General features: G+C 69.9%; 24 protein-coding genes and 5 tRNA genes. 11 read left to right on the top strand and 18 right to left on the bottom strand.

Annotated features, from left to right (window positions below):
• Positions 1–12 precede the first annotated feature (12 nt).
• A complete protein-coding gene (locus BKI49_RS27055; RefSeq protein ID WP_095936877.1) occupies positions 13–978 on the bottom strand; it encodes a thiamine-phosphate kinase in 966 nt (321 codons plus the stop codon).
• A 206-nt stretch (positions 979–1,184) separates the two neighbouring features.
• On the opposite strand from BKI49_RS27055, the gene BKI49_RS27050 reads away from it, so the two are divergent.
• Together BKI49_RS27050 and BKI49_RS27045 are read left to right on the top strand one after the other, a co-directional pair.
• Entirely contained in the window at positions 1,185–1,418 is a 234-nt protein-coding gene (locus BKI49_RS27050; protein WP_028802415.1) for an Lrp/AsnC family transcriptional regulator, read from the top strand.
• Positions 1,419–1,438: 20 nt separating this feature from the next.
• Positions 1,439–1,948: a DUF3515 domain-containing protein gene (locus tag BKI49_RS27045; RefSeq protein WP_095936876.1), complete on the top strand. Its 510-nt coding sequence runs from the start codon at positions 1,439–1,441 to the stop codon at positions 1,946–1,948.
• Positions 1,949–1,973: 25 nt separating this feature from the next.
• Here the strand turns inward: BKI49_RS27045 and BKI49_RS27040 are convergent, their stop codons facing one another.
• The 3 genes from BKI49_RS27040 to BKI49_RS27030 all read right to left on the bottom strand — a co-directional run bounded on the left by BKI49_RS27040 (position 1,974) and on the right by BKI49_RS27030 (position 5,040).
• The gene (locus tag BKI49_RS27040; protein WP_095936875.1) at positions 1,974–3,131 is read right to left on the bottom strand and encodes a D-alanine--D-alanine ligase family protein; all 1,158 of its coding nucleotides are present in this window, start codon (positions 3,129–3,131) and stop codon (positions 1,974–1,976) included.
• Positions 3,132–3,256: 125 nt separating this feature from the next.
• Positions 3,257–4,267: an NAD(P)H-dependent glycerol-3-phosphate dehydrogenase gene (locus BKI49_RS27035; protein WP_095936874.1), complete on the bottom strand. Its 1,011-nt coding sequence runs from the start codon at positions 4,265–4,267 to the stop codon at positions 3,257–3,259.
• On the bottom strand, positions 4,264–5,040 hold the full coding sequence (locus BKI49_RS27030) for a lysophospholipid acyltransferase family protein (RefSeq protein ID WP_095936873.1): 777 nt from the start codon (positions 5,038–5,040) through the stop codon (positions 4,264–4,266). The genes BKI49_RS27035 and BKI49_RS27030 overlap by 4 nt, the downstream gene beginning before the upstream one ends.
• A gap of 145 nt (positions 5,041–5,185) precedes the next feature.
• Between BKI49_RS27030 and cofC the strand changes: the two genes are divergently transcribed.
• A complete protein-coding gene (cofC, locus tag BKI49_RS27025; RefSeq protein WP_095936872.1) occupies positions 5,186–5,833 on the top strand; it encodes a 2-phospho-L-lactate guanylyltransferase in 648 nt (215 codons plus the stop codon).
• Between the two features lie 111 nt (positions 5,834–5,944).
• On the top strand, positions 5,945–6,148 hold the full coding sequence (locus BKI49_RS27020; RefSeq protein ID WP_028802409.1) for a hypothetical protein: 204 nt from the start codon (positions 5,945–5,947) through the stop codon (positions 6,146–6,148).
• A gap of 75 nt (positions 6,149–6,223) precedes the next feature.
• Here BKI49_RS27020 and BKI49_RS27015 read toward each other — a convergent pair whose 3' ends face one another.
• From BKI49_RS27015 to leuC, 4 genes are all read right to left on the bottom strand, one after another.
• A complete protein-coding gene (locus BKI49_RS27015) occupies positions 6,224–6,874 on the bottom strand; it encodes an HU family DNA-binding protein (RefSeq protein ID WP_095936871.1) in 651 nt (216 codons plus the stop codon).
• A gap of 138 nt (positions 6,875–7,012) precedes the next feature.
• Positions 7,013–7,243, bottom strand: a complete 231-nt coding sequence (locus BKI49_RS27010) for an SCO5555 family protein (RefSeq protein WP_028802407.1) — start codon at positions 7,241–7,243, stop codon at positions 7,013–7,015.
• Positions 7,244–7,518: 275 nt separating this feature from the next.
• Positions 7,519–8,112 carry a 3-isopropylmalate dehydratase small subunit gene (gene leuD / locus BKI49_RS27005; protein ID WP_095936870.1) on the bottom strand — a complete coding sequence of 198 codons (594 nt, stop codon included), beginning with the start codon at positions 8,110–8,112 and terminating at the stop codon, positions 7,519–7,521.
• A 6-nt stretch (positions 8,113–8,118) separates the two neighbouring features.
• A complete protein-coding gene (gene leuC, locus BKI49_RS27000; RefSeq protein ID WP_095936869.1) occupies positions 8,119–9,552 on the bottom strand; it encodes a 3-isopropylmalate dehydratase large subunit in 1,434 nt (477 codons plus the stop codon).
• A 190-nt stretch (positions 9,553–9,742) separates the two neighbouring features.
• Here leuC and ndgR point away from each other — a divergent pair, with 190 nt between their 5' ends.
• Positions 9,743–10,459 (top strand): IclR family transcriptional regulator NdgR, encoded by a 717-nt coding sequence (ndgR, locus tag BKI49_RS26995; RefSeq protein WP_007384919.1) that lies wholly within the window; start codon positions 9,743–9,745, stop codon positions 10,457–10,459.
• Positions 10,460–10,549: 90 nt separating this feature from the next.
• On the opposite strand, the gene BKI49_RS26990 is transcribed toward ndgR, so the two are convergent.
• The gene (locus tag BKI49_RS26990; protein WP_095936868.1) at positions 10,550–11,086 is read right to left on the bottom strand and encodes a DUF4188 domain-containing protein; all 537 of its coding nucleotides are present in this window, start codon (positions 11,084–11,086) and stop codon (positions 10,550–10,552) included.
• Positions 11,087–11,176: 90 nt separating this feature from the next.
• Here BKI49_RS26990 and BKI49_RS26985 point away from each other — a divergent pair, with 90 nt between their 5' ends.
• Positions 11,177–11,821: a MerR family transcriptional regulator gene (locus BKI49_RS26985; protein ID WP_095936867.1), complete on the top strand. Its 645-nt coding sequence runs from the start codon at positions 11,177–11,179 to the stop codon at positions 11,819–11,821.
• 50 nt (positions 11,822–11,871) lie between these two features.
• Here the strand turns inward: BKI49_RS26985 and BKI49_RS26980 are convergent.
• The 9 genes from BKI49_RS26980 to BKI49_RS26940 form a co-directional block, all read right to left on the bottom strand.
• A tRNA-Glu gene (locus BKI49_RS26980) sits at positions 11,872–11,947 on the bottom strand.
• A 28-nt stretch (positions 11,948–11,975) separates the two neighbouring features.
• Positions 11,976–12,047, bottom strand: a tRNA-Gln gene (locus tag BKI49_RS26975).
• 21 nt (positions 12,048–12,068) lie between these two features.
• Positions 12,069–12,141: transfer RNA gene (locus tag BKI49_RS26970), tRNA-Glu, on the bottom strand.
• 63 nt (positions 12,142–12,204) lie between these two features.
• Positions 12,205–12,277: transfer RNA gene (locus BKI49_RS26965), tRNA-Glu, on the bottom strand.
• A 42-nt stretch (positions 12,278–12,319) separates the two neighbouring features.
• A tRNA-Gln gene (locus BKI49_RS26960) sits at positions 12,320–12,391 on the bottom strand.
• A gap of 91 nt (positions 12,392–12,482) precedes the next feature.
• Positions 12,483–13,217, bottom strand: coding sequence for an HAD family hydrolase (locus BKI49_RS26955; RefSeq protein WP_095936866.1), 735 nt, complete (start codon positions 13,215–13,217; stop codon positions 12,483–12,485).
• Positions 13,218–13,353: 136 nt separating this feature from the next.
• Positions 13,354–14,862: a glutamate--tRNA ligase gene (gene gltX, locus BKI49_RS26950; protein WP_179332591.1), complete on the bottom strand. Its 1,509-nt coding sequence runs from the start codon at positions 14,860–14,862 to the stop codon at positions 13,354–13,356.
• Complete coding sequence (locus BKI49_RS26945; RefSeq protein ID WP_095936864.1) at positions 14,855–15,631, bottom strand: fumarylacetoacetate hydrolase family protein; 777 nt, start codon at positions 15,629–15,631, stop codon at positions 14,855–14,857. The genes gltX and BKI49_RS26945 overlap by 8 nt, the downstream gene beginning before the upstream one ends.
• A gap of 272 nt (positions 15,632–15,903) precedes the next feature.
• Positions 15,904–16,092, bottom strand: coding sequence for a hypothetical protein (locus BKI49_RS26940; protein ID WP_028802399.1), 189 nt, complete (start codon positions 16,090–16,092; stop codon positions 15,904–15,906).
• Positions 16,093–16,688: 596 nt separating this feature from the next.
• Here BKI49_RS26940 and BKI49_RS26935 point away from each other — a divergent pair.
• The 5 genes from BKI49_RS26935 to BKI49_RS26915 all read left to right on the top strand — a co-directional run bounded on the left by BKI49_RS26935 (position 16,689) and on the right by BKI49_RS26915 (position 25,490).
• Positions 16,689–20,438 (top strand): sensor histidine kinase, encoded by a 3,750-nt coding sequence (locus BKI49_RS26935; protein WP_095936863.1) that lies wholly within the window; start codon positions 16,689–16,691, stop codon positions 20,436–20,438.
• A gap of 9 nt (positions 20,439–20,447) precedes the next feature.
• Positions 20,448–20,861 carry a roadblock/LC7 domain-containing protein gene (locus BKI49_RS26930; RefSeq protein ID WP_095936862.1) on the top strand — a complete coding sequence of 138 codons (414 nt, stop codon included), beginning with the start codon at positions 20,448–20,450 and terminating at the stop codon, positions 20,859–20,861.
• Positions 20,862–20,972: 111 nt separating this feature from the next.
• Positions 20,973–21,371: a DUF742 domain-containing protein gene (locus BKI49_RS26925; RefSeq protein ID WP_095936861.1), complete on the top strand. Its 399-nt coding sequence runs from the start codon at positions 20,973–20,975 to the stop codon at positions 21,369–21,371.
• The gene (locus BKI49_RS26920) at positions 21,352–21,927 is read left to right on the top strand and encodes a GTP-binding protein (protein ID WP_028802395.1); all 576 of its coding nucleotides are present in this window, start codon (positions 21,352–21,354) and stop codon (positions 21,925–21,927) included. The genes BKI49_RS26925 and BKI49_RS26920 overlap by 20 nt, the downstream gene beginning before the upstream one ends.
• A 350-nt stretch (positions 21,928–22,277) precedes the next feature.
• Complete coding sequence (locus tag BKI49_RS26915; RefSeq protein WP_179332590.1) at positions 22,278–25,490, top strand: sensor histidine kinase; 3,213 nt, start codon at positions 22,278–22,280, stop codon at positions 25,488–25,490.
• The last annotated feature ends 9 nt before the right edge of the window (positions 25,491–25,499 follow it).

Genomic DNA, 25,499 nt, shown 5'->3' with positions numbered 1-25,499 from the left:
GGGCCGCCCGGATCACGCCTCCAAGTCGCCGAAGTGGTCCCAGCCGCCCTTGTTCGTCCAGGGCGCCCCGTCCACGGTGACCTGAGGAAGTGCCGACGGGTTGAGGACCTCGCCGATCACCTTCCAACGGGCGGGCAGCTTCACGTCCGGCGGGAACGTCGCCACTATCGCGTGGTCCTCTCCGCCGCTGAGCACCCACTGGAGGGGGTCGACGCCGACGGCCTGCCCGATGTCGTTCATCTGGGAGGGGATGTCGATGTCGCCGGAGCGGATGTCGATGCGCACCTTGCTGGCCTCGGCGATGTGCCCGAGGTCGGCGATCAGGCCGTCGCTGACGTCGCACATCGAGGTGGCGCCGAGTCCGGCCGCCGCGGGACCCGCGTGGTACGGCGGTTCGGGACGACGGTGGGCCTCCACGAAGGCACGCGGCGAGCGGAAGCCCCGCGAGAGCACCGCGTACCCCGCCGCCGACCAGCCCAGCCAGCCCGTCACCGCGACAACGTCGCCGGGCTGGGCGCCGGCCCGGGTGACCGGCTCGTGGTTGCGCAGATCGCCGAGCGCGGTGATCGCGACGGTGATGGTGTCACCGCGTACGACGTCACCGCCGACCACGGCCGCGCCCGCCACCTGGCACTCGTCGCGCAGTCCGTCCATCAGCTCGGACGGCCAGGTCGCCGGAAGTTCCGCCGGCACGACCAGGCCGAGGAGCAGCGCGGTCGGTACGGCGCCCATCGCGGCGATGTCCGCGAGGTTCTGCGCGGCCGCCTTGCGTCCCACGTCGTACGCCGTGGACCAGTCACGGCGGAAGTGCCGTCCCTCCAGCAGGATGTCGGTGCTCGCCACGACCCTGCGGTCCGGCGCGGCCACCACCGCGGCGTCGTCGCCGGGACCGACCCGGACGGCCGGGGTGGTGGTGAGACGCGAGGTGAGCTCTCGAATGAGCCCGAACTCCCCCAACTCGCCCACGGTGCCCTTCATGATCGCACTGCTCCCTCTCTCGCTGCCCGTGCCCGGTCGCGAGCCGTCTCCGTACTCGGTACGGTCGAGTTGACCGTCAACTTGTGCAGTCCGCCCACCCCGGCGCGCAAGCCCCAGTCACCGTGGGTCTCCCCGCGGCGAGCGGCGACGCGATACCGTGGCGTTCCTTTTCCCCACATGATCCTCGTGGCCGCCCTGGAGGTTCCGTGGTACAGGCGTACATCCTGATCCAGACGGAGGTCGGCAAAGCGTCGACCGTCGCCGAGACGATCAGCAAGATCCCGGGGGTGATCCAGGCAGAGGACGTGACAGGACCGTACGACGTCATCGTGCGCGCCCAAGCCGATACCGTCGACGAACTCGGCCGCATGGTGGTCGCGAAGGTCCAGCAAGTGGACGGCATCACCCGTACCTTGACCTGCCCGGTCGTGCACCTGTAGCCCCCGTCTACCCTTGGCCGGTGAACTTCTTCCGTCACCGGCGCTCCGCTTCCCTCGGACTGCCCGCCCTGGCCCTGCTGATCACGATCGCGGGCTGCTCCTCAGCAGACGACGGTGACTCCGTCGCGGTTCCGAGTCCGGACACGAAGGTCACCGAGCTGTGTCAGAACCTGGACAAGGCGCTGCCGCGGAAGGTGGACGGCCTCGGCCGCCAGGACCCCGAGCCCCGGTCCGCGCTGACCGCGGGCTGGGGAAGCCCGGCGATCATACTGCGCTGCGGTGTGGAGCGGCCCGCGAAGATGATCGACCCCAAGGTGGCGCTCGGCGACGACCCGAAGGCCGTCGGCGGCCGAGTGAACGGCGTCGACTGGCTGATGGAGAAGCGGGACGACGGATCGACCCGCTTCACCACCGCACAACGCCGTGCCTATGTCGAGGTGACCGTGCCGGAGGGACGGGACACCTCGGGGATGCTCGTCGACCTCGCCGCCTCCATCAAGAAGGCGATCCCCAAGGGGATCGCCGACTGACCCGGACCTCGTCCGGAACGCGTGCTCAGCGCAGTCCGGTGGACCTGCGCAGCGCCGCCTGCACGAGGCGGTCGACCAGTTCCGGGTAGCTGACCCCGGTCTCCTGCCACATGCGCGGGTACATGGAGATGGGCGTGAACCCGGGCATCGTGTTGATCTCGTTGATCACGAACTCGCCGTCCTCGGTGAGGAAGAAGTCCGCGCGGACCAGGCCCTCGCAGGAGGCCGCCTCGAAGGCCTCGACGGCCAGCCGCCGCACCTCGGCCGTCTGCTCCTCGGTGAGCGGCGCCGGGACGATGCCGTCGGCCGAATCGATGTACTTGGCCTCGAAGTCGTAGAACGCGTGCGACTGCACGGGCGGGATCTCCGCCGGGACCGAGGCGCGCGGGCCGTCCTCGAACTCCAGGACGCCGCACTCGATCTCGCGACCGCGCAGCAGCGCCTCCACGATGATCTTCGGGTCGTGACGCTGGGCCTCGGCGATCGCCTCGTCGAGTCCGGAGAGGTCGTCCACCTTCGTGATGCCGAACGAGGAGCCCGCGCGCGCGGGCTTCACGAACAGCGGCCAGCCGTGCTCGCCCGCGAAGTCGATGATCTTCTTGCGGGCGGCCGACTCGTCGCGCTCCCACTCGCGGGGCCGGATCACCACGTACGGGCCCACCTTCAGGCCGAACGAGGTGAACACCCGCTTCATGTAGTCCTTGTCCTGGCCGACGGCGGACGCGAGCACGCCCGAACCGACGTAAGGCACCCCGGAGAGCTCCAGGAGGCCCTGCAGGGTGCCGTCCTCACCGTACGGGCCGTGCAGCATGGGGAAGACGACGTCGACCTCGCCGAGGGCCTTGGGGACCGAACCCGGCTCGCTGTAGACCACTTCGCGGTTGGCGGGATCGACGGGGAGCACCACGCCGCCCTCGCTCGACTCGGCGAGCTGCTCGACGCTGGGCTGCTTACGGTCGACGATCGCCATGCGTTCCGGCTCGTCCGCGGTGAGCGCCCAACGGCCGTCCTGGGTGATGCCGATCGGCAGTACGTCGTACTTCGTACGGTCGATGGCGCTCAGGACGGCGCCGGCGGTCACCACGGAGATCCCGTGTTCGGAGCTGCGGCCGCCGAAGACGACGGCCACGCGCGGCTTGCGAGGCGGCTGCTCAGGGCTCTGGGGGAGGTTCTCGGTGCTCATATCGCGTTGAGAGTACCCGTTGGTAGTGCGGTGAGTCAGCGCCCCACGACGGCCGTTGCTCAGCGTCGTGCGAACCGTCGCTCAGCGTCGCGCGAACGGCCGCGGGCGACCGCCCGCCGGGCCGTTCAGCGGCGTTCGGGCTTGGCGCTGCGCGACATCAGCTCCTTGAGCGCGACCACCGGCGGCTTGCCCTCGTGGACGATGCTGACGACCGTCTCCGTGATGGGCATGTCGACGCCGTGCCTGCGGGCCAGATCCAGCACGGACTCGCAGGACTTGACGCCCTCGGCGGTCTGCCTGGTGACCGCGATGGTCTCCTGGAGCGTCATGCCTCGGCCCAGGTTGATGCCGAAGGTGTGGTTGCGCGACAGCGGCGAGGAGCAGGTGGCGGCGAGATCGCCGAGGCCCGCGAGGCCGGAGAACGTCATGGGGTCGGCGCCCATCACGAGCCCGAGGCGGGTGGTCTCGGCGAGGCCGCGGGTGATCAGCGAGCCCTTGGCGTTGTCCCCGAGGCCCATGCCGTCGGCGATGCCCACGGCGAGACCGATCACGTTCTTGACCGCGCCCCCGAGTTCGCAGCCCACCACGTCCGTGTTGGTGTACGGGCGGAAGTACGGCGTGTGGCACGCGGCCTGGAGGCGCGTGGCCACCGACTCGTCACGGCAGGCGACCACGGCGGCGGCCGGCATCCGCTGGGCGATCTCCTTGGCGAGGTTGGGCCCGGTGACCACGGCGACGCGGTCGGACGAGACCTTGGCGACCTCCTCGACGACCTCGCTCATCCGCTTCACCGTGCCGAGTTCGACGCCCTTCATGAGCGAGACGAGCACGGTGTCCGGGGCGAGCAGCGGAACCCACTCGGCCAGATTGCCGCGCAGCGTCTGCGAGGGCACGGCGAGCACGGTGAAGTCCGCGCCGCGCGCCGCCTCGGCCGGGTCCGTGGTGGCCCGCAGGTTCTCCGGGAGTTCGATGCCCGGCAGGTAGTCCGGGTTCATGCGCGTGGAGTTGACCGCGTCGGCGAGATCGGCACGACGCGCCCACAGGGTGACGTCGCACCCGGCGTCGGCGAGCACCATGCCGAAGGCCGTCCCCCACGATCCGGTCCCGAAGACGGCCGCCTTGACCGGACTGCTCACGTGCCCTGCCCCTCTTCCTGCTGTACCTTCGCCCGCTCCGTCTCCGCGGCCCTGCGGCGCTGCGCGATACGCACCTCGCGCGGGTCGTAGGGCTTCTCGGGGGCCTTCGCGCCGCGGATCTCCTCCAGCAGCGCGGTGATGGCGGCCATGATGACCTCGGTGGCCTCCTTGAGGAGCTCCGGGCTCATCTCCCTGTCGTAGAAGCGCGAGAGGTCCACGGGCGGGCCCGCGAGCACGTGGTGGGTCTTGCGCGGAAGGAGGTTGGGCTTCTTGGCGTACGGCGGCAGCAGTTCGTTGGCGCCCCACTGGGCGACCGGGATCACCGGGCACTTGGTCTGCAGGGCGACCCGGGCGGCGCCGGTCTTGCCGGTCATCGGCCAGCCGTCGGGGTCACGGGTGAGGGTGCCCTCGGGATAGAAGGCCACGCACTCACCGCGCTCCACGGCGTCGATCGCGGCCCGGAAGGCGCTCAGGGCGTCCGTGCTCTCGCGGTAGACGGGGATCTGTCCGGTGCCGCGCATGGCGGCTCCCACGAATCCCTTCTTGAAAAGGCCGGCCTTCGCGAGGAAACGAGGAACACGCCCGGTGTTGTACTGATAGTGCGCATACGCGAACGGGTCGACGTGCGAATTGTGGTTCACCGCAGTGATAAATCCGCCCTCGGCCGGAATGTTCTCCATTCCACGCCAGTCCCGCTTGATCAGAACCACCAGCGGTGGTTTGCAGAGGACCGCTGCGAAGCGGTACCAGAAGCCGATTCTGCGGCGGGGCACGCGGACACCTTCCTCTAGGGCCTGGGGGGCCGCACAAGTGTCGCTCCAGGCCGCCTGTCTGTCGAGAACACCGTACGCCCCGACATCCGTACCGCCAGGGCCGCCGGGTCACAATGGGGATGCGACTAGGGAGGGTGGAGCGTTCGTGCGGTGGACTGTGGTCGTACCCCTCAAACCCTTGGCGCGGGCCAAGAGCAGGCTGGCGGACACCGCCGCGGACGGGTTGCGCCCCGGCCTCGCGCTCGCCTTCGCACAGGACACCGTGGCAGCCGTGCTGGCCTGCGCGGCCGTGCTGGATGTGGCGGTCGTCACGGACGACGTGCTGGCCGGACGGGAGCTGGCAGCCCTCGGCGCCCGTGTCGTGCCGGACGAGCCCGGCGGCGGACTGAACGCCGCCCTGGCCCACGCGGCGGCCGTCGTCCGCTCCCGGAGTCCCGAAAGCGCCGTCGCCGCGCTGAACGCCGATCTGCCCGCGCTGCGCCCCACGGAATTGGCCCGGGTGCTCGAAGCCGCCGCCGAATTCCCCCGCTCATTTCTCCCCGATGCGGCCGCAATCGGTACGACTCTGCTGGCCGCCTCCCCGGGCCGGGAATTGCTTCCCGCATTCGGCACCGAATCCCGTGCCCGCCATCGCGCCTCGGGCGCCGTGGAAATCGGCCTCGACGCGGTGGATTCCGTACGCCAGGACGTGGACACCGGCGACGATCTGCGGGCCGCGCTGGCCCTCGGCGTCGGCCCGCGCACCGCGGCGGTGGCGGCGCACCTGCTGCTTCCCGGACCACCGGGCCGCTGACGGCCGGGCGGCCCCGGTTCCGCTCCCCCGCGGCGCTCCGCGGGACCGCGCCCGCTCCCCCTGCGGCCGGTGCCGATCCCGGTGTCGCGGGCCGGTGGATAGGCTTCCCCCATGCAGGCGACCGCGTACACGTACGACCCCGAGACCCACAGCGGCCAGGTGCTGCTCGACGACGGCACGCCGGTGCCCTTCGACGGGCCGGCGTTCGAGGCGGGCGGGCTCCGGCTGCTGCGCCCCGGACAGCGCGTGCGCATCGAGACCGAGGGCGAGGGCGAGGCCCGCCGGATCACCCTGATCACCCTGCAGACCTTCTGAGCAGGACGCGGACATGCCGCGGGCCGGGCTCCCCAGGGGAGCCCGGCCCGGCGCGTGAGGTGCCCTGCGCCGCTGCTACTTGCGGGCGGTGGCCTTCTTGGCGGTGGTCTTGCGGGCCGTCGACTTCTTGGCCGGGGCCTTCTTGGCCGTCGCCTTCTTCGCCGGGGCCTTCTTCGCCGTCGCCTTCTTGGCGGTGGTCTTCTTCGCCGCGGTCTTCTTCGCGGCCGCCGTGGTCTTCTTGGCGGTGGTCTTCTTCGCCGTGGTCTTCTTCGCGGCGGCGGTGGTCTTCTTCGCCGCGGTCTTCTTCACGGCCGCCGTGGTCTTCTTGGCCGCCGCCTTCTTGGCGGTGGCCTTCTTGGCCGCGGCCTTCTTGACCGTCGCCGTGGCGCCACCGGTCAGGCTGCCCTTGGGCGCCTTCTTGACGGCCACCTCGCCACCGCGCGGGAGCTTCTTCGAGCCGCTGACCAGGTCCTTGAAGCCCTGGCCCGCACGGAAACGCGGTACGGAGGTCTTCTTGACCCGGACGCGCTCACCCGTCTGCGGGTTGCGGGCGTAACGGGCCGGGCGGTCGACCTTCTCGAAGGAACCGAAGCCGGTGACCGAGACCCGGTCCCCGCCGACAACTGCACGGACGATCGCGTCCAGTACGGCGTCGACCGCGTCGGCGGCCTGCTGACGCCCGCCGACCTTGTCGGCAATCGCTTCTACGAGCTGCGCCTTGTTCACGTCTTCCCCTTCGGAGACATTGCCCGAACGAATGCGTTCAAGCTTTTTCGCACGTTAGGCAGATATATACCGCAAATCAAACACGAAACGGGCTAATCACCCTTGTGCCGCAACGAACTCGGACCGGCGCGGAGTTCCTCAGCGTTCCTCTTCGAGGAATCGACCCTCGTCGAGGTCGTCGGTGAACCGCTCCAGCCGCCTTGTCGCGTCGGCGAGATCGTGCTTGGCCACGGCCGTAATGACCAGCAGCTTCCGGGTCAGCGCCATCCGTACGCCCTCCGGGACTTGCAGTGCGCGCACTCTTGTGTGCGCTTCCTTGAGTTGGGCCGCGACTGCCACGTAGAGCTCGAGTTGGCCGTCGTGTTCCATGCACAGATTGTGCCATCTGGGGCGAGTTGTCGCCTGCTCAGGGGGCAACTGCCGCCCCTCGAGCGGGTCCTGGGCAGCTCGCCGCGACGCCGCAGCGGAATGCGGGTACCCAGGCAATCTCCCCTGTAACCAAGGGAGTTGAGGCCCATTCCCGGGGTGTTCGGGGGCCGTTCCGGGGCAGACACAGCTGTACCCCCAACCGTCCACGATTGGGGGTACAGAGGGGTGTTGCGGTGGCCGAAATCAGCCGTGGGCCGGGCCCGTGGGACCGGGCCTCAGACGTGCAGCGTCTTCGGCTTGTACGACGGCCGCTTGGCCTCGTACGCGGCGATGTCGCTCTCGTTCTGGAGGGTGATGGAGATGTCGTCCAGGCCGTTCAGCAGGCGCCAGCGGGCGTTCTCGTCGAGCTCGAAGGCGGCGGTGATGCCCTCGGCGCGCACCTCGCGGGCCTCCAGGTCGACCGTGACCTCGGCCTCGGGGTCCTGCTCGGTCAGCTCCCACAGCGCGTCCACGATCTTCTGCTCCAGAACCACCGTGAGCAGGCCGTTCTTGAGCGAGTTGCCGCGGAAGATGTCCGCGAACCGCGAGGAGATGACGGCCTTGAAGCCGTAGTTCTGCAGGGCCCAGACGGCGTGCTCGCGCGACGAGCCGGTGCCGAAGTCGGGGCCGGCCACCAGGACCGTGGCGCCCTGGCGCTCGGGCCGGTTGAGGACGAAGGACGAGTCCTTGCGCCAGGCCTCGAACAGCCCGTCCTCGAAGCCGTCCCTGGTCACCTTCTTGAGCCAGTGGGCCGGGATGATCTGGTCGGTGTCGACGTTGCTGCGGCGCAGCGGTACGGCCCGGCCGGTGTGCGTGGTGAATGCTTCCATGACTTCTCAGACTCCAGCGGGCGTACGGGCGACGGACGCGTCGGACAGGTCGGCCGGGGAGGCCAGGTGGCCCAGCACGGCGGTGGCGGCGGCGACCTGCGGCGAGACCAGGTGCGTACGGCCGCCCTTGCCCTGCCTGCCCTCGAAGTTGCGGTTGGAGGTGGACGCGGAGCGCTCACCGGGGGCCAGCTGGTCGGGGTTCATGCCCAGGCACATCGAGCAGCCCGCGTGCCGCCATTCGGCGCCGGCCTCCTTGAAGACCACGTCCAGGCCCTCGGAGACGGCCTGCAGACCGACCCGCGCGGAACCCGGGACCACCAGCATCCGTACGCCGTCGGCGACTTTGCGGCCCCCGACGATCGCGGCGGCGGCGCGCAGGTCCTCGATGCGGCCGTTGGTGCAGGAACCTACGAAGACGGTGTCGACCTTGATGTCGCGCAGCGGCTGTCCGGCGGCCAACCCCATGTACTCCAGGGCCTTTTCGGCGGCCAGGCGCTCCGAAGCGTCCTCGTACGAAGCAGGGTCGGGGACGGACGCCGAAAGCGGCGCGCCCTGGCCGGGGTTGGTGCCCCAGGTGACGAACGGCGACAGGGAGGCGGCGTCGATGACGACCTCCTCGTCGAATTCCGCGTCGTCGTCCGACTTCAGGGTCTTCCAGTAGGCGACCGCGGCGTCCCAGTCCTCGCCCTCGGGCGCGTGGGCGCGGCCCTTGAGGTAGGCGAAGGTGGTCTCGTCGGGGGCGATCATGCCCGCGCGGGCGCCGGCCTCGATCGACATGTTGCAGATGGTCATCCGGGCTTCCATCGACAGCTTCTCGAGGGCGGAGCCGCGGTACTCCAGGATGTAGCCCTGGCCGCCGCCTGTACCGATCTTGGCGATGATCGCCAGGATCAGGTCCTTGGCGGTGACGCCCTCGGGCAGCTCGCCGTCGACGGTGATGGCCATCGTCTTCGGGCGGGCCAGCGGCAGCGTCTGCGTGGCCAGCACGTGCTCGACCTGCGAGGTGCCGATGCCGAACGCCAGCGCGCCGAAGGCACCGTGCGTGGAGGTGTGGGAGTCACCGCAGACCACGGTGGTGCCCGGCTGGGTCAGGCCCAGCTGCGGCCCCACCACGTGGACGACGCCCTGCTCGACGTCGCCCAGCGAGTGCAGTCGTACGCCGAAATCGGCGCAGTTCTTGCGCAGCGTCTCCAGCTGAGCCCGGGAGACCGGGTCCGCGATGGGCTTGTCGATGTCGAGGGTCGGGGTGTTGTGATCCTCGGTGGCGATGGTGAGGTCGAGGCGGCGCACGGGACGCCCGGCCTGGCGGAGGCCGTCGAAGGCCTGCGGGCTGGTCACCTCGTGCAGCAGGTGCAGATCGATGAAGAGGAGGTCGGGCTCGCCCTCGGCGCGCCGGACGACGTGGTCGTCCCAGACCTTCTCCGCGAGTGTCCTACCCATCGCTTTCCCTCCGGCCGGCCTGTGTGGCGCCGGCCCAACTAGAGATTTCCGGGGCGGCAACGTCCGTACCCCTCGTACCGGGCGTCGTCCGCCGGGCCCGTTGGTCCGCGGGCCGCTGTGTCTACAAGGGTGGCGCGTTCCACGGAAAATTGAACTTGCGTTTCACAGAGTGAGACGCGAGTATCGTTGCATGGACAACAGTAGCGGCGTCGGCGTTCTGGACAAGGCAGCCCTTGTCCTGAGCGCACTGGAGTCCGGTCCGGCCACCCTCGCGGGCCTGGTCGCGGCGACCGGACTGGCACGACCCACGGCACATCGCCTCGCCGTGGCACTTGAACACCACCGCATGGTGGCGCGCGACATGCAGGGCCGTTTCATTCTCGGCCCCCGCCTCGCCGAGCTGGCCGCGGCCGCCGGCGAGGACCGTCTCCTCGCGACGGCGGGCCCGGTGCTCACGCATCTGCGGGACATCACGGGCGAGAGCGCGCAGCTCTACCGGCGCCAGGGCGACATGCGCATCTGCGTCGCCGCGGCCGAGCGGCTGTCCGGCCTGCGGGACACGGTCCCGGTCGGTTCCACGCTCACGATGAAGGCCGGCTCCTCGGCCCAGATCCTGATGGCCTGGGAGGAGCCGGAGCGGCTGCACCGCGGCCTCCAGGGCGCCCGCTTCACGGCGACGGCGCTGTCGGGCGTGCGGCGCCGCGGCTGGGCGCAGTCGATCGGCGAGCGCGAGCCGGGCGTCGCGTCCGTCTCCGCGCCGGTGCGCGGCCCCTCGAACCGCGTCGTGGCCGCCGTCTCGGTCTCCGGACCGATCGAGCGCCTCACGCGCCATCCGGGCCGTATGCACGCCCAGGCGGTCATCGACGCCGCCGCCCGCCTCTCCGAGGCCCTGCGCCGCACGGGCTGACCTTCCGGGTACGACAACCGGGGAGGGCCTGCCTCAACGCCGCGGCAGACCCTCCCCGATTTCCCCCGTCCCCCCTGGTCAGTGCCCGGGTCACCCGGCCTTCTCGGCCGGCTCGGCCCCTTCGGCCGCCCCGGACGAGCGGTACGCGTACCGGTCCGCGGCCCGCCGCCCCCGCTTCTCGACCGGCAGCACCCCGTGCGCGGCCGCCAGCCCGAAGGCCGGCATGTCCGCGTAGATGGACTCGTACGAGCCCTCGGGCACGACGTACGCCTCGTGCCAGCGCCCCACGTGCTGGCGCAGCTTCCCGGCCCGGTCCATGCGGTTGATGGTCGCCCACGCCTTGTGGTGCAACATGTCGGGCGAGGACGCGTAGGCGTAGAGCTTCTCCTTCGACTCCCAGTACTGGACCACGTAGTACGTCCGCGGCGAGGCGGTCAGCAGGACGTGGCCCAGCAGCCCCCGGCTGCTGTCGCGAGCAAGCTCCCCCAGCATGCGTTTCATCGACAGCATGACCGGCAGCCACTGGTGCACCGCCCAGAAGTGGTTGATACGCATGCCGATCAGCAGGACCACCGCATCGCCCTCGACGGCCGCAGTACTGAGGCCCGGAAACGGCTTTGCGAACATGGTGTCCCCCTGATTCCAGAATTGGATACCGGCACTATCCTTCTGTGCAGTGATTGGATAGTGGCACTTCCCTAGGAGAGGCGCAAGAGGATGCGGCTGGCCGAGTTGAGCGAGCGCAGCGGTGTGCCCATCGCGACGATCAAGTACTACCTGCGCGAGGGACTGTTGGCGCCGGGCCGCCAGATCAACGCGAGGACCGCCGAGTACGACGAGGAGCACCTGCGCCGGCTGCGGCTGGTGCGGGCGATGATCCAGGTCGGCCGGCTCCCCGTGGCGACCGTCCGGGAAGTGCTCGGGCACGTGGACGACGACTCCCTGGGCCGCGCGCTCCGCCTGGGCGCGGCGGTGTGGGCGCTGCCGCAGGTGCCGGAGCCCGACGAGGACGACGAGTACGTCCGGGCCGCGCACCAGGAGGCCGCCGCGCTCCTCGACCGGCTCGGCTGGGAGAACGCCAAGCGGCTCTCGACCATCTCCCCGGCGTACCGCTCGCTGGTGGTGGCGGTGGCCGCGTTCCGCCGGCTCGGCTATGGCTTCGGGGCCGAACTGCTCGTGCCGTACGCCGAGTTGATGTACCGGACAGCCGTCCTCGACCTGGACAACATGGAGACGCAACCCTCCGAGGAGGAGCGGATCGAGTGGGCGATCCTGGGGGCGATCATCAACGAGCCGATCCTGCAGTCGCTGCACCGGCTGGCCCAGGAGGAGGAGACGACACGGCGGTACGGCTTCGAGTAGCCGGCGCCGGGCACGGCAAAGGCCCTCCGCCGAAGCGAAGGGCCTTGCTGTGGTACCCCCGACCGGATTCGAACCGGCGCTACCGCCTTGAGAGGGCGGCGTGCTAGGCCGCTACACAACGGGGGCGAGGATCTTGCGTTTCCGCAGATCCGAGCTGGTCTACCAGGACTCGAACCTAGACTAACTGAACCAGAATCAGTCGTGCTGCCAATTACACCATAGACCAATATGGTTTAGACCAACTGCGTACCCCCGACCGGATTCGAACCGGCGCTACCGCCTTGAGAGGGCGGCGTGCTAGGCCGCTACACAACGGGGGCCCTAGCGATCCTGCATGAGAGTCAGCGGGTGCGACCCGGACTGTCTCCCTTGGGAAGGATCTGTACCCCCGACCGGATTCGAACCGGCGCTACTGCCTTGAGAGGGCAGCGTGCTAGGCCGCTACACAACGGGGGCTTTGCGGAGTCGATCTCCGCGGTTGCAGATGAGCTCTGCGAGCTGGCCTACCTGGACTCGAACCAAGACTAACTGAACCAGAATCAGTCGTGCTGCCAATTACACCATAGGCCACTGGAACGCAAGCCCCGGAGGGGTTCTTGTTCTAGTTCGCTCCTCCGGTTCCCGGCCTTTCGGCCCGCTCCCCGGCGGCGCAGGAAGAACATTACCTGAAGGTGGACGGCGCTCCAAAACGGGTATCCGCGCCGAGGATCGCGGGCAGTTCGGCGAGCGAGGCGATGCGGCGCGGACCGGGTGCCACGCCGTCCACCACGGTGTGCGCGCCACCACGGTCGATCCAGACGGAGAGCAGGCCGGCGTCGGCAGCGCCGCGGCCGTCGATCTCCGGGTGGTCGCCGACATAGGCGACCCGGTGCGGGGGCAGCGCGAGCGCGTCGCAGGCCGCGTGGAAGGCCGCCGCGGCGGGCTTGGAGACGCCCAGCTCGGCCGCGCACAGGACCGACTCGAAGCGGTCGCGCACGCCGAGGACGCGGAGCTTGCGGTCCTGGCTCTGCAGGCTGGAGTTGGAGAGGACGGCGTGCCGGTGGCTGGCCGCGAGGGCGTCCAGGGCGGGCACCACGTCGGGGAAGAGGGCCCACGAGGCTTCGTAGTGCCCCGCGTAGCGCTGGAACCACGCGTCGGCCTCGGCGTCGCTCAGCCGTTCCCCCAGAAAGACCCTCACCCGTTCGCGCCGCTGCCCCTCCCAGTCCGACTCCCCGGCGGAGAACCTGGCCCACTGCTGGTCGGTGACCTCACGCCAGCGTGCGAGTGCCTGATCGACGGATTCGTAGGCGCCCAGGAGGCCCTCGGCGTCCAGGTGGGCACGCATTCCGGCCCGGTCCGCGGCCGTGTAGTCGAAGATCGTGTCGTCGACGTCCCAGACCACGGCCTCGATGTTCATGGTCCGACCGTAGCGCGCGGCCCGCTCGCCTGTCCCTCGCTCGCGCGACGAACACGCGTCCGGGATGTGACGAGGAGAACACGGAAAAGGGGGCGGCGTCCGGACCGGACGCCACCCCCTTTTCCGGGACGGACGGCTACAGCTTCGCCAGCGCGGCGTCGATGCGGGCCAGCGTCTTCTCCTTGCCCAGGATCTCCAGGGACTCGAAGAGCGGGAGGCCGACCGTGCGGCCGGTGACGGCGACACGGACCGGGGCCTGCGCCTTGCCGAGCTTGAGACCGTGCTCCTCACCTGCGGCCAGGACGGCCTCCTTGAGGGACTCCGGGTCGGTCCAGTCGGCGCCGGCGAGCTTCTCGCGCGCGGTGCGCAGCAGCGCGTCCGACCCCTCCTTCATCGCCTTCGCCCAGGACGCCTCGTCGGAGACGGGCTCCGGCAGGAACAGGAAGTCGACGTTCTCCGTGATCTCGGAGAGGACCTTGAGACGGGACTGCGCGTGCGGGGCGACCGCCTGCCACTTCGACTCGTCGAAGTCCTCGGGCGCCCAGGGCGCGAACGGTGCCCGCAGCCAGGGGGCGCAGCGCTCGGTGAACTCCTTCACGTCGAGCATGCGGATGTGGTCGGCGTTGATGGCCTCGGCCTTCTTCAGGTCGAAGCGGGCCGGGTTGGGGTTGACGTCCGTGACGTCGAAGGCGGCGACCATCTCCCCGATCGTGAAGATGTCGCGGTCCGCCGAGAGCGACCAGCCCAGGAGGGAGAGGTAGTTGAGCAGACCCTCGGGAAGGAAACCGCGCTCCCGGTAGAGGTTGAGCGAGGACTGCGGGTCCCGCTTGGAGAGCTTCTTGTTGCCCTCGCCCATGACGTACGGCAGGTGGCCGAAGGCCGGGGTCTCCTTGGCGATGCCCAGCTCGGTGAGCGCCTTGTAGAGGGCGATCTGGCGAGGGGTGGAGGAGAGCAGGTCCTCGCCGCGCAGGACGTGGGTGATCTCCATCAGCGCGTCGTCGACCGGGTTCACCAGGGTGTAGAGCGGCGCGCCGTTCGCACGGACGATGCCGTAGTCCGGCACGTTCTCCGGGAGGTAGGTGATCTCGCCGCGGACCAGGTCGGTGAAGGTGATCGTCTCGTCAGGCATGCGGAAGCGGACGATGGGCGTGCGGCCCTCGGCCTTGTAGGCCTCGGTCTGCTCGGCGCTCAGGTCACGGCAGTGGCCGTCGTAGCCGGACGGCTTGCCGGCGGCGCGGGCGGCCTCGCGGCGGGCGTCCAGCTCCTCGGTGGAGCAGTAGCAGTAGTAGGCGTGCCCGGCGTCCAGGAGCTTCTGCGCGACGTCCTTGTAGATGTCCATGCGCTGCGACTGGCGGTACGGCGTGTGCGGGCCGCCGACCTCGGGGCCCTCGTCCCAGTCGAAGCCCAGCCAGCGCATCGCGTCGAGCAGCTGGTCGTACGACTCCTCGGAGTCGCGGGCCGCGTCGGTGTCCTCGATGCGGAAGACCAGGGTGCCTTCGTTGTGCCGGGCGAACGCCCAGTTGAACAGGGCGGTGCGGACCAGGCCCACGTGGGGGTTGCCGGTCGGGGACGGACAGAAACGTACGCGTGGGGGCACCCCCTGTCCGAGCGGAGTCGAGGACTTGGGGGAGTTCGCGTTAGCCACGCTTGATCACCTTGTTGGTGAGAGTGCCGATGCCTTCGATGGTGACGGCGACCTCGTCGCCGACGTTCAGGGGGCCGACCCCAGCCGGGGTGCCGGTGAGGATGACGTCGCCGGGGAGCAGCGTCATGGCCTCGGTGATGTTGACGATCAGGTCCTCGACGGAGTGGATCATCTCGCTGGTGCGGCCGAGCTGGCGCTGCTGCCCGTTGACCGTGAGCTGGATGGTCAGGTCGCTCGGGTCCAGGTCCGTCTCGACCCAGGGGCCGAGCGGGCAGGAGGTGTCGAAGCCCTTGGCCCGCGCCCACTGCTTCTCGCGCTTCTGGACGTCACGGGCGGTGATGTCGTTGGCGCAGGTGTAGCCGAGGACGACGTCCTTGACGCGTTCGCGCGGGACCTCGCGGCACATGCGGCCGATGACGACCGCCAGCTCGGCCTCGTGGTGCAGCTCGTTCGAGAAGGAGGGGTACTGGATCTCGTCGCCGGGGCCGATCACCGAGGTCGACGGCTTGAAGAAGGCGAACGGGGCGTCGGGCACCTCGTTGCCGAGCTCCTTGGCGTGCTCCGCGTAGTTGCGGCCGAAGGCCACGACCTTGTTGGGGAGCACGGGCGGCAGCAGCCTGACCTTGCTCAGCGGGACCTTCGTACCGGAGAGCTCGAAGTCCGCGAACGGGATGCCCTTGATGATGTCGAGGACGAGCTCGTCCGGCTTGTCGCCCTCGACCGCGCCGAAAGCGACGTTGCCGTCGATGGAGAATCTGGCGATGCGCACGGGATCCTTGCGCCCCTCACTGAGCTGGCTGGAGTCTGACGCTCCAGGCTAACGCGGGGAGGGCTCCGCGCCTCGCGCATATCCGCGGGCGCACCGGGTGGTGCGTACGTGGCCGCGCTCCTGGACGTCGTACGCGCCGTCGACGGGCGGACCGGCCTTCCGGGGGTGCGCCGCGGCACGCCCCCGGCGTACGGGCCGGTCTGCGGAAGCGGGGCGGCCGGCGCGAGGATCCGTGCGGGCTCGTGTTGAGCGGCCGGCCGCCCGTGTGCGTACTACTGGGCGACGGAGGCCGCGACCGGGGCTTCCATCAGGACGGTGCGGCGCGGGTTGGCGGTCTGGGTGGGAAGATCGACCGAGTGCTCCGGCTGGTCCGGCGTCTGCAGCGCGTCGGCGTCCTCGAGGTGCGCCAGCGTCGTGCGTCGCGGGTTGGCTATGTTGCGGAACATCATCGTCGTCTTCACCGGTGTACTCGACCTTGTCGTGAGGGGCGCCGGGCGGGCTCAAAAGCCCCCATTCCGGCGCGGGTTGTCGGATTCGCCATCCCTGTAAAGCGCCAGGCTAAACATGCAATTCCCCGGCGAAGCCGCGAAGAGGCCATGATCGCCATGTGAGTTTCCTCACTTACTAGCAGGCAAACCGGTCAATTCAGACCCCCAACTCGGCCTGGCGAAACGGACATTGCTCCATTGAAGCAAACATTCCGCTCCTGATCATGGCGACTGGGACACCCGGCACACCCCAACACCTCGTAGGCATACGCCCGTTATGTACGAGATCACTTTCTACGTCTCGTGACGCTGCACTCACAAGGTGTCACGGAGGTCACAGCCTGGCTCTCGGGCCTTGTTGGAGATCCTGCACTGTGCTGGAATTCCACGGACCGCCGCGGGATCGAACCGGCGCGCAGGGGCGCAACGCAGCGCCGATTGGCGGCGGTAAGGGGGAACCTGCGCCGGTCACTCACGACCACCAGGGGGCGCATCTGCGCCCTTGAACGACGCCGACACCGTCCCGCCGTATCACCGGTGGGACGCCTGGTCCAGAGGTTGCGACGCTAGTGCAGGGACGTTTCAAGAGGGATGGCAGCGCTTCGGCGGAGCCGGAGCCGCGCGGCGGGACCGACCGCGGTTCCTCGCCCCAGCACGCCCAGAACCCGGGACCGGCAGAGCTCGGCGGCAGCGGTGACTCCGCTCGCCCCGGCGCCAAGGCCAAGGCTCCCGCCACACCGGCCGCGAAGCCGAAGGGCCCGACCGGCCCCGGCTCACGCGTGGCCCTGCGCAACTGGCGCATCTCGACGCGACTGGTCTCGCTGCTAGCGCTCCCCGTGGTCGCCGCGACCTCGCTGGGTGCGCTGCGCATCAACCAGTCGATGGACGACATCCAGCAGCTCGACAACATGAAGCTGCTGACCGACATGACCAAGCAGGCGACCGAGCTCGCCGCTGCGCTCCAGAAGGAGCGCGACCAGTCGGCCGGCCCGCTGGCGCACGGCGCCTCGGCCACCGACTACACGGTCAAGGGCGTCCGCGACGCCACGGATGTCGCCAAGAAGCACTTCCTCCAGGGCACGCAGGAGATCGACGACGCCACGGCGAAGGGACAGCTGTCCGGCGTCCGTGACAGCCTCGTCGGTATCGCGGGCGAGCTGAACAAGCTGAGCAGCATCCGCAGCGACGCCTACAACGACCCGAAGAACTCGACGCAGACGGTCGAGGCCTACCACCGCCTCGTCACCCAGCTGCTCGCGCTCTCGCAGGACATGGCCGAGGCGACCAGCAACCCGGAGATGATCCAGCGCACCCGCGCGCTGTCCGCCTTCTCCTCCGCCAAGGAGTACGCCTCCGTCCAGCGCGCCGTCATCGCCGCCGCGCTGCCCGAGACCAAGTCCACCTTCGGCACGCTGTCCGAGAACGACCGGCAGTACGCGCTCTCCGCCCAGGAGAGCCAGGAGTCGGAGATCAGCGGCTTCAAGAACATCTACGGCGAGGGCGTCACCGAGCTCCTCAAGCCCGTGGAGGGCGACAACCCGACCATCCAGTCCGCCGACCAGTACGCCAAGCGTGTGCTCGGCGGCCCGGACGGTCTCAAGACGCAGACCAAGCGCTCGTACAAGGACTGGGTCGACGACGACTCCGCCAAGATCGAGGTGATGTCGAAGATCGAGACCACGCTGCTCGGCCAGATGGAGCAGAAGGCCCGTCAGCTGCGCAACGAGTCCGAGAGCGAAGCGATCATCTCGGGTGCGCTGATCCTCATCGTCCTCGGTGTCTCCCTCGTCGGCGCCTTCGTCGTGGCCCGCTCCATGATCCGCTCGCTGCGCCGCCTCCAGGACACCGCGACCAAGGTCGCCCAGGACCGCCTGCCCGAGCTGGTCAAGCAGCTGTCCGAGTCCGACCCGCAGGACGTCGACACGTCCGTCGAGTCGGTCGGTGTGCACTCCCGGGACGAGATCGGCCAGGTGGCCGCGGCCTTCGACGACGTGCACCGCGAGGCGGTCCGCCTCGCCGCCGAGCAGGCCCTTCTGCGGGGCAACGTCAACGCGATGTTCACCAACCTCTCGCGCCGTTCCCAGGGCCTCATCCAGCGCCAGCTGTCGCTGATCTCCGAGCTCGAGTCCCGCGAGGCCGACCCGGACCAGCTGTCGTCGCTGTTCAAGCTCGACCACCTCGCGACCCGCATGCGCCGTAACGGCGAGAACCTCCTCGTCCTCGCGGGTGAAGAGCCCGGCCGCCGCTGGACCCGCCCGGTCCCGCTGGTCGACGTGCTCCGCGCCGCCGCGTCCGAGGTGGAGCAGTACGAGCGCATCGAACTGGCCGCCGTGCCGACCACCGAGGTCGCCGGCCGCGTCGTCAACGACCTCGTGCACCTCCTCGCGGAGCTGCTCGAGAACGCGACCTCGTTCTCCTCGCCGCAGACCAAGGTCAAGGTCACCGGTCACGCGCTGCCCGACGGCCGCGTGCTGATCGAGATCCACGACACCGGCATCGGCCTCTCCCCCGAGGACCTCGCGGCGATCAACGAGCGGCTCGCCTCGCCGCCCACCGTGGACGTCTCGGTGTCCCGCCGCATGGGTCTGTTCGTGGTCGGTCGTCTGTCGCAGCGCCACGGCATCCGCATCCAGCTCCGCCCGTCCGACTCCGGTGGTACGACCGCGCTGGTCATGCTGCCCGTCGATGTCGCCCAGGGCGCCAAGAAGCCCACTCCGGGCAAGCCCGGCCAGGGCGCCCCGGGCGGTGGCGGTCCCGCCGCCGCGCAGGCGGCCGCCGGTGTCGCCGCGGCCCGCCGCGGCAATGGCTCACAGGGTGGCCCGTCGCTCGGTGCCGGTGCTCCGGCCGCCGGCGGTGGCCGCCTCGGCGCCCCGCCGCAGCGCGGACAGGTCGGCTCGGGGCAGGGCCCGCGGGCCGCGCTGCCGGGCAGCAACCAGGGCGGTCGTCCGGGCGCTCCGGGTGGAGCGCGTGGTCAGCAGGGTCCGGCTTCCGGTCAGCAGGGCAGGCCGGCTCCGGCCGGAGCCGGCGCCGGTGGCTTCGGGCAGGGCACCCCGGGTGCGCCGCAGGGTCTCCAGGCGGCCGGGCCCGGTTCCGTCCAGGGCTTCGGTGACGGTTCCCGCCAGGGCGGCGGCTTCGGCGACGCGCCCGGTGCCCGTCAGGGCGGAGCCGGTACGCGCCAGAGCGGCTTCGGTGACAGCGGCCCCGCGGCCGCGCCGACGCAGCAGCAGCCGACGGGTGGCAAGACCGGACGCCGCAGGCCGCAGCTTCCCGGCCGCGGTGGTGCGCGTGCCGAGCTGTCCGGTGGCGACCAGCAGCCCCGTGTGCCGAGCTGGAGCGACGAGAACGCGCAGCCGCCGGTGCCGCGCGCGTCCCTCGACGCCCCGCGTGGTCACGAGGAGCCCGACACCACCTCGCGCATGCCGCGGATCGACGACCGTCAAGGCCCCGGCTCCACGTCCGAGTTCGCCCGTCCCGACTTCGACGCTCCGCGCCCCGGTGCCGGTGCGCCGCAGAACTCCGGACAGAACACCGGTCAGTTCGTCCGTCCCGACGTCTTCAACGCCTCCCACCAGGCGCCCGCGCAGCAGAGCCCGTCGTCCACGGGCCAGTTCGCGATGCCGGGTTACGGCAACGGTCAGGACCCGTCCTCCACCGGCCAGTTCGCCCGGCCGGGTTACGGCAACGGCCAGGACCCCTCGTCCACCGGCCAGTTCGCGGTCCCCGGCTACGGCAACGGCCAGGACCCGTCCTCCACCGGTCAGTTCGAGAGGCCCGGCGCCCCCCAGCGCCCGCAGCCGCAGCAGCGGGCCCCCCGTCAGGAGCCCGAGGCGCTGCCGCCGGCGCCCGGCCCCGGTGACGGACGTACGCCGCTGTACGACACGCTGGAGACCAACTGGTTCCACGGTCAGGCGAACGGCGCCCACTCCCAGGGCGTCCAGCACAACGGTTCCCAGGGTTCGCCGCAGGCTGCGCAGCAGCCGCAGGCTCCCTCGGCTCCGCAGCGTCCGGCTGCCGCACCGGCCGCTGCCTCGTGGCGCACCTCGCCGAACGACGACCTCGTCCGGCAGGCAGAACGCGTCCGTCAACCGTCGGCGGGCGGGGTCACCACCTCCGGCCTGCCGCGCCGCGTCCCGCGGGCGAACCTCGTCGCGGGTACGGCACAGCAGCAATCGCACCAAAGCGGTCCGCAGGTCTCGCGTGCGCCCGATGACGTACGCGGCCGGCTGACCAATCTCCGTCGGGGCATCCAGCAGGGTCGCCAGGCCGGTACCGGCCAGACCGGCAGCTTCCCCAGCCCCACTCACCAGCAGGAGCGTTAGTTGAGCCCGATGAGCCAGGCGGCACAGAACCTCAACTGGTTGATCACCAACTTCGTGGACAACACCCCCGGGGTGTCCCACACCGTCGTCGTGTCCGCCGACGGACTCCTTCTGGCGATGTCCGAAGGCTTTCCCCGCGATCGCGCGGACCAGCTCGCGGCCGTCGCGTCCGGTCTCACCTCGCTGACGGCCGGGGCCTCCCGGATCTTCGAGGGCGGCACCGTGGCGCAGACGGTCGTGGAGATGGAACGCGGTTTTCTTTTCCTGATGTCCATCTCGGACGGATCGTCCCTGGCGGTCCTCTCCCACCCGGAGTGCGACATCGGTCTCGTCGGCTACGAGATGGCGCTGCTCGTCGACCGCGCGGGCGCAGTGCTCACGCCGGACCTGCGCGCCGAACTACAGGGAAGTCTGCTCCACTGACGGCCCTGGGTTCTACCCACAGCACGAAATCACCGTCCGGCCGACACAATCCCCCCACCGGCCCCAACAGACGGCACGACTGACCGACTTGCTGTCCAGCCCGGAGGATTCATGACCCCGCCCACCGCCTCTCATGATCCGTACGCGCAGCCGTACGAGGATGAGGGCGACCAGCCGCTGGTACGTCCGTACGCGATGACCGGCGGCCGGACCCGGCCGCGGTACCAACTCGCCATCGAGGCGCTGATCAGCACCACGGCCGACCCGGCACAGCTGATGGGTCTGCTCCCCGAGCATCAGCGGATCTGCCACCTCTGCCGTGAGGTGAAGTCGGTGGCCGAGGTGTCGGCCCTCCTGTCCATGCCGCTCGGTGTAGCCAGGATCCTCGTCGCGGACCTCGCGGAGGCCGGACTCGTCGCCATTCACCAGCCGGGCGGCGACGAGAACAACGGCGGCGCGCCGGACGTGACTTTGCTCGAAAGGGTGCTCAGTGGACTTCGCAAGCTCTGACGGAGGCCGGGCGACCACCTCCGCGAAGATCGTGGTGGCGGGTGGCTTCGGCGTCGGCAAGACCACGTTCGTGGGTGCCGTCTCGGAGATCAACCCGCTGCGCACGGAGGCCGTCATGACGTCCGCTTCCGCGGGCATCGACGACCTGACCCACACCGGGGACAAGACCACCACCACGGTGGCCATGGACTTCGGCCGCATCACCCTGGACCAGGACCTGATCCTGTACCTCTTCGGTACGCCGGGCCAGGACCGCTTCTGGTTCATGTGGGACGACCTGGTCCGCGGTGCCATCGGTGCGGTGGTCCTGGTGGACACCCGCCGTCTCGCCGACTGCTTCCCCGCGGTCGACTACTTCGAGAACAGCGGTCTGCCGTTCGTCATCGCCCTCAACGGCTTCGACGGACATCAGCCGTACAACCCCGAAGAGGTGCGCGAGGCGCTCCAGATCGGACCGGACGCCCCGATCATCACGACGGACGCCCGGCACCGTGCGGATGCGAAGAGCGCGCTGATCACGCTGGTCGAGCACGCCCTCATGGCTCGCCTGCGATAGCACCCAAGTGCAAGGCCATGTACGGAAGTTGTCGTAGACACATTGGAGCCGGCTGTGTCGTTTGACACGGTCGGCCACAGTGTTCATAACGTTTCGACAGAGAATTTCACAGACGCAGACACGCATCGCGGTCACCCGGTACCGCTGCGCTCACAAAAGCCCCGCCTTTTGGCGGGGCTCGCTCTTTATGACCGTTTTATCTGGGGCCTGCGCCACTCGGAACCGTCGATTCCGAGTGTTTGGAAGGGCGCCGCCTGACGTGCTGGAATGCGCTGAACTGCCCAGTAGTCAAGGGCGCTGGAGATACCGCGGCACAACGTAGGTGCCGACGCCGAGAGGTTGTTGGTCGAGTGAGGCGAAGCAAGAACGGTCCCGAGCCGTCGGCACGGGGCAACTTCACCCCGCCGCCGCGCGGAGCGGCTCCCGCACAAGTGCCCGTTCAGGAGCCCACGGCGGCGCCCGCTCCGAGCGGCGGCCGTCTCTCCCCGCGCAACTGGCGTGTGCCCACCAGGCTGAACGCGATCCTGCTCATACCCGTGGTGGTCGGCCTCGTCATGGGCGGCTTCCAGGTGAAGAGCTCGATCAACACCTGGCAGGAGGCCCAGGACGCCGAGAAGACGGCCCGTCTGGTGCAGGCCGCGCTGAACTACGGCGACAAGCTGTTCGAGGAGCGCGACATCACCGCCCAGCCCCTGCTGAGCGGTGCCGGCCAGGACGACCCGACGGTCGTCAAGGCCCGCAAGGCCACCGACGAGGCCGCCGACGTCTTCGACGAGGCCGCCCAGAACATGCCGAAGACGGCGGGCCTGGAGCGCCGGCTCGATATCTTCCGCAAGGTCGAGCCCGGTCTGGACTCCCTGCGCAAGATCGCCTACTCCTCCAGGACAGAGGGGGTGAAGACCGAGGAGGGCTACCTCCAGATCCAGCACCCGCTGATGGAGTTCGCCAACGAGCTCGGTCTGGGCACCGGAAACATCACCAGCTACGGCCGTACGGTCTACGCGATCTCGCTGTCCAAGGCCGCGCTGTCGCTGGAGCGGTCCATCGGTATGCACATGCTGGTCAAGCCCGGTCCGGGCAAGGGAAGCCTCGCCTCCCAGCGGGTCGCCCTCTCCTCCTACGCCTACCTCGAAGGCATCGCCGTCGAGGAGTACCTCGGTGGTGGCACCCAGGCCGACGCCGACAAGCTCGACGCGGCCCAGGTCCAGATCAAGACCGATCTGACGGCCAAGGCGAAGGAGGCCGGCGCGGCCGCCGCCGCCAAGGGCCAGACCTACACCCCGCCGCCGTCGAAGCCCACTGACATGGTCGCCCTGCTGGCGGGCCTGAAGTCCCCGCAGCAGGCCGCCCTCGACGGTCTGACCGCCAAGGGCGTCACCGCGCAGAACTGGTGGGTCGTGAACACCGCCAAGTACGACGCCTACCGCCAGATCGAGTCGGACCTCGCCGACAAGGCCGTGGCCGAAGCCGCGGACATCTCCGCGAGCGCCAAGACCGACGCCATCATCACCGGTGCCGTCGTCGTGGTCGCCCTGCTCGCCGCGTTCATCCTGGCCGGCATGGTGGCGCGCCAGATGAGCCGCTCGATGCGCCAGCTGCGCAACGCGGCCTTCGGTGTCGCCGAGCAGCGCCTGCCGATGCTGGTCGACCAGCTCTCGCGCACCGACCCGGGCCGTGTCGACACCCGGGTCCAGCCCATCCCGATCACCACGACGGACGAGATCGGCGAAGTCGCCCGCGCCTTCGACCAGGTCCACCGCGAGGCCGTCCGGCTCGCCGCCGAGCAGGCCCTCCTGCGGGGCAACATCAACGCGATCTTCACCAACCTGTCGCGCCGCAACCAGTCGCTGATCGAGGGCCAGCTGACCCTGATCACCGACCTGGAGAACAACGAGGCCGACCCGGACCAGCTGGAGAACCTCTTCCGCCTGGACCACCTCGCGACCCGTATGCGCCGCAACGGCGAGAACCTCCTGGTCCTCGCGGGCGAGGAGCCCGGCCGCCGCTGGGACCAGCCGGTTCCGCTGGTCGACGTGCTGCGCGCCGCCTCCTCCGAGGTGGAGCAGTACGAGCGCATCGAGCTCTCCGGTGTCCCGGAGGCCGAGATCCACGGCCGCGCCGTGACCGACCTCGTGCACCTGCTCGCCGAGCTCCTGGAGAACGCCACCACGTTCTCCTCGCCGCAGACCAAGGTCCGCGTCACCGCGACCCGTCTCCCGGACGGCCGCATCATGGTCGAGATCCACGACAAGGGAATCGGCCTCACCGCCGAGGACTTCGCGGACATCAACCACAAGCTGGCCAACCCGCCGACCGTGGACGCGGCGATCTCGCAGCGCATGGGTCTGTTCGTGGTCGGCCGACTGTCCGACCGGCACGGCATCCGCGTCCAGCTGCGCCCCTCGGGCGAGCAGGCCGGCACCACCTCGCTGGTCATGCTCCCCGACGCGATCACCCATGGTGGCGGTGGCGAGCAGCAGCCGATGCGCGACGAGTTCACCGTGTCCCAGATCATCCCCGAGCAGCAGTCGTTCCAGGGTGAGGACTTCGGCAGCCAGCAGCCGCTGCGCACGGCCGCCGAACTCGGCTTCGACGACAGCCGCTACACCGAGGTCCCGGACGACATCCGTGACCTGGACCCCGTGGGCCGCTCGCTGATGCGCGAGGAGCGCCGCGCCGCCCTGGAGGCCCAGGCTCAGGGCCACGAGGCCATCGAGGCGCCGCAGGGCTACCAGGCGGACTTCCCGGAGCGTCCCGCGTTCGACAACGGCGCCCCGTCCTACGACGGCGGTCAGGGCGCGTACGACGAGCAGCAGGCCCGGTACGACCAGCAGACGGCGTACGAGGACCCGCAGCAGACGGCGTATGACGAGACGTACTTCCCGTCCAACGGTGGCTACCCCGAGCCCGCGTATGCGGAGCCGGGCCAGGATGCCCGTGCGGGAGTCCAGGGTTCCGCCCCGGAGACGTTCTCCGCTTTCGAGGAGCCGTCCTACCAGGACGACTGGCCGCAGCAGGGCGCGTACGAGGGCGGGTACCGATCCGGCTACGCTCCGGAAACGGAATCCTCGCAGGCCGCTGACGTGAGTGAGCAGGACCGCGTAGGCTTCACCCGTCCGGGCCCGGCCCCCTCGGGCGGCCACCAGCTGACCGATGCCGGGCTGCCGCGCCGTGGCGCCTCCTCGGGTGTCAACGGCAACGGCCAGCGCCCCGCGGAGCAGCGGGAGCAGGCGGCGCCTACGTCCAACGCTCCGGCCTCGGGCGGCAACGCCGAGTGGCGCTCGTCCAACGACGACCGCTGGCAGCAGGCGTCGCAGCTCCGCAAGCCCAAGGCGGGCGGGGTCACGTCCTCCGGCCTGCCGCGGCGGGTGCCCAAGGCCAACCTGGTCGAGGGAACCGCGGAATCGACCCCACAGGGCGGCCCCCAGGTCTCCCGCGCACCCGAGGACGTCCGGGGCAGGCTGAGCAACCTGCGCCGTGGCGTACAGCGGGGACGCAATGCAAGCAGTGACACGAACGGCCAGGGCTTCGGTCCTGACAGCACCTACAACCAGGAGCGTTAGTGTGAGCCC

Source organism: Streptomyces sp. Tue6028, from assembly GCF_002300165.1.
Taxonomy (GTDB): domain Bacteria; phylum Actinomycetota; class Actinomycetes; order Streptomycetales; family Streptomycetaceae; genus Streptomyces; species Streptomyces siamensis.
Note: the sequence above shows the minus strand (reverse complement) of the source record. Positions and strands in the feature narration are given on the sequence as shown.

Bases quoted from the DNA above. Each gene is read 5' to 3' on its own strand.
- BKI49_RS27055 (WP_095936877.1), bottom strand. From the start codon at position 978: ATGAAGGGCACCGTGGGCGAGTTGGGGGAGTTCGGGCTCATTCGAGAG.
- BKI49_RS27040 (WP_095936875.1), bottom strand. From the start codon at position 3,131: ATGAGCACCGAGAACCTCCCCCAGAGCCCTGAGCAGCCGCCTCGCAAG.
- BKI49_RS27020 (WP_028802409.1), top strand. From the start codon at position 5,945: ATGCAGGCGACCGCGTACACGTACGACCCCGAGACCCACAGCGGCCAG.
- BKI49_RS27010 (WP_028802407.1), bottom strand. From the start codon at position 7,243: ATGGAACACGACGGCCAACTCGAGCTCTACGTGGCAGTCGCGGCCCAA.
- leuD (WP_095936870.1), bottom strand. From the start codon at position 8,112: ATGGAAGCATTCACCACGCACACCGGCCGGGCCGTACCGCTGCGCCGC.
- leuC (WP_095936869.1), bottom strand. From the start codon at position 9,552: ATGGGTAGGACACTCGCGGAGAAGGTCTGGGACGACCACGTCGTCCGG.
- ndgR (WP_007384919.1), top strand. From the start codon at position 9,743: ATGGACAACAGTAGCGGCGTCGGCGTTCTGGACAAGGCAGCCCTTGTC.
- BKI49_RS26990 (WP_095936868.1), bottom strand. From the start codon at position 11,086: ATGTTCGCAAAGCCGTTTCCGGGCCTCAGTACTGCGGCCGTCGAGGGC.
- BKI49_RS26985 (WP_095936867.1), top strand. From the start codon at position 11,177: ATGCGGCTGGCCGAGTTGAGCGAGCGCAGCGGTGTGCCCATCGCGACG.
- BKI49_RS26955 (WP_095936866.1), bottom strand. From the start codon at position 13,217: ATGAACATCGAGGCCGTGGTCTGGGACGTCGACGACACGATCTTCGAC.
- BKI49_RS26930 (WP_095936862.1), top strand. From the start codon at position 20,448: ATGAGCCAGGCGGCACAGAACCTCAACTGGTTGATCACCAACTTCGTG.
- BKI49_RS26925 (WP_095936861.1), top strand. From the start codon at position 20,973: ATGACCCCGCCCACCGCCTCTCATGATCCGTACGCGCAGCCGTACGAG.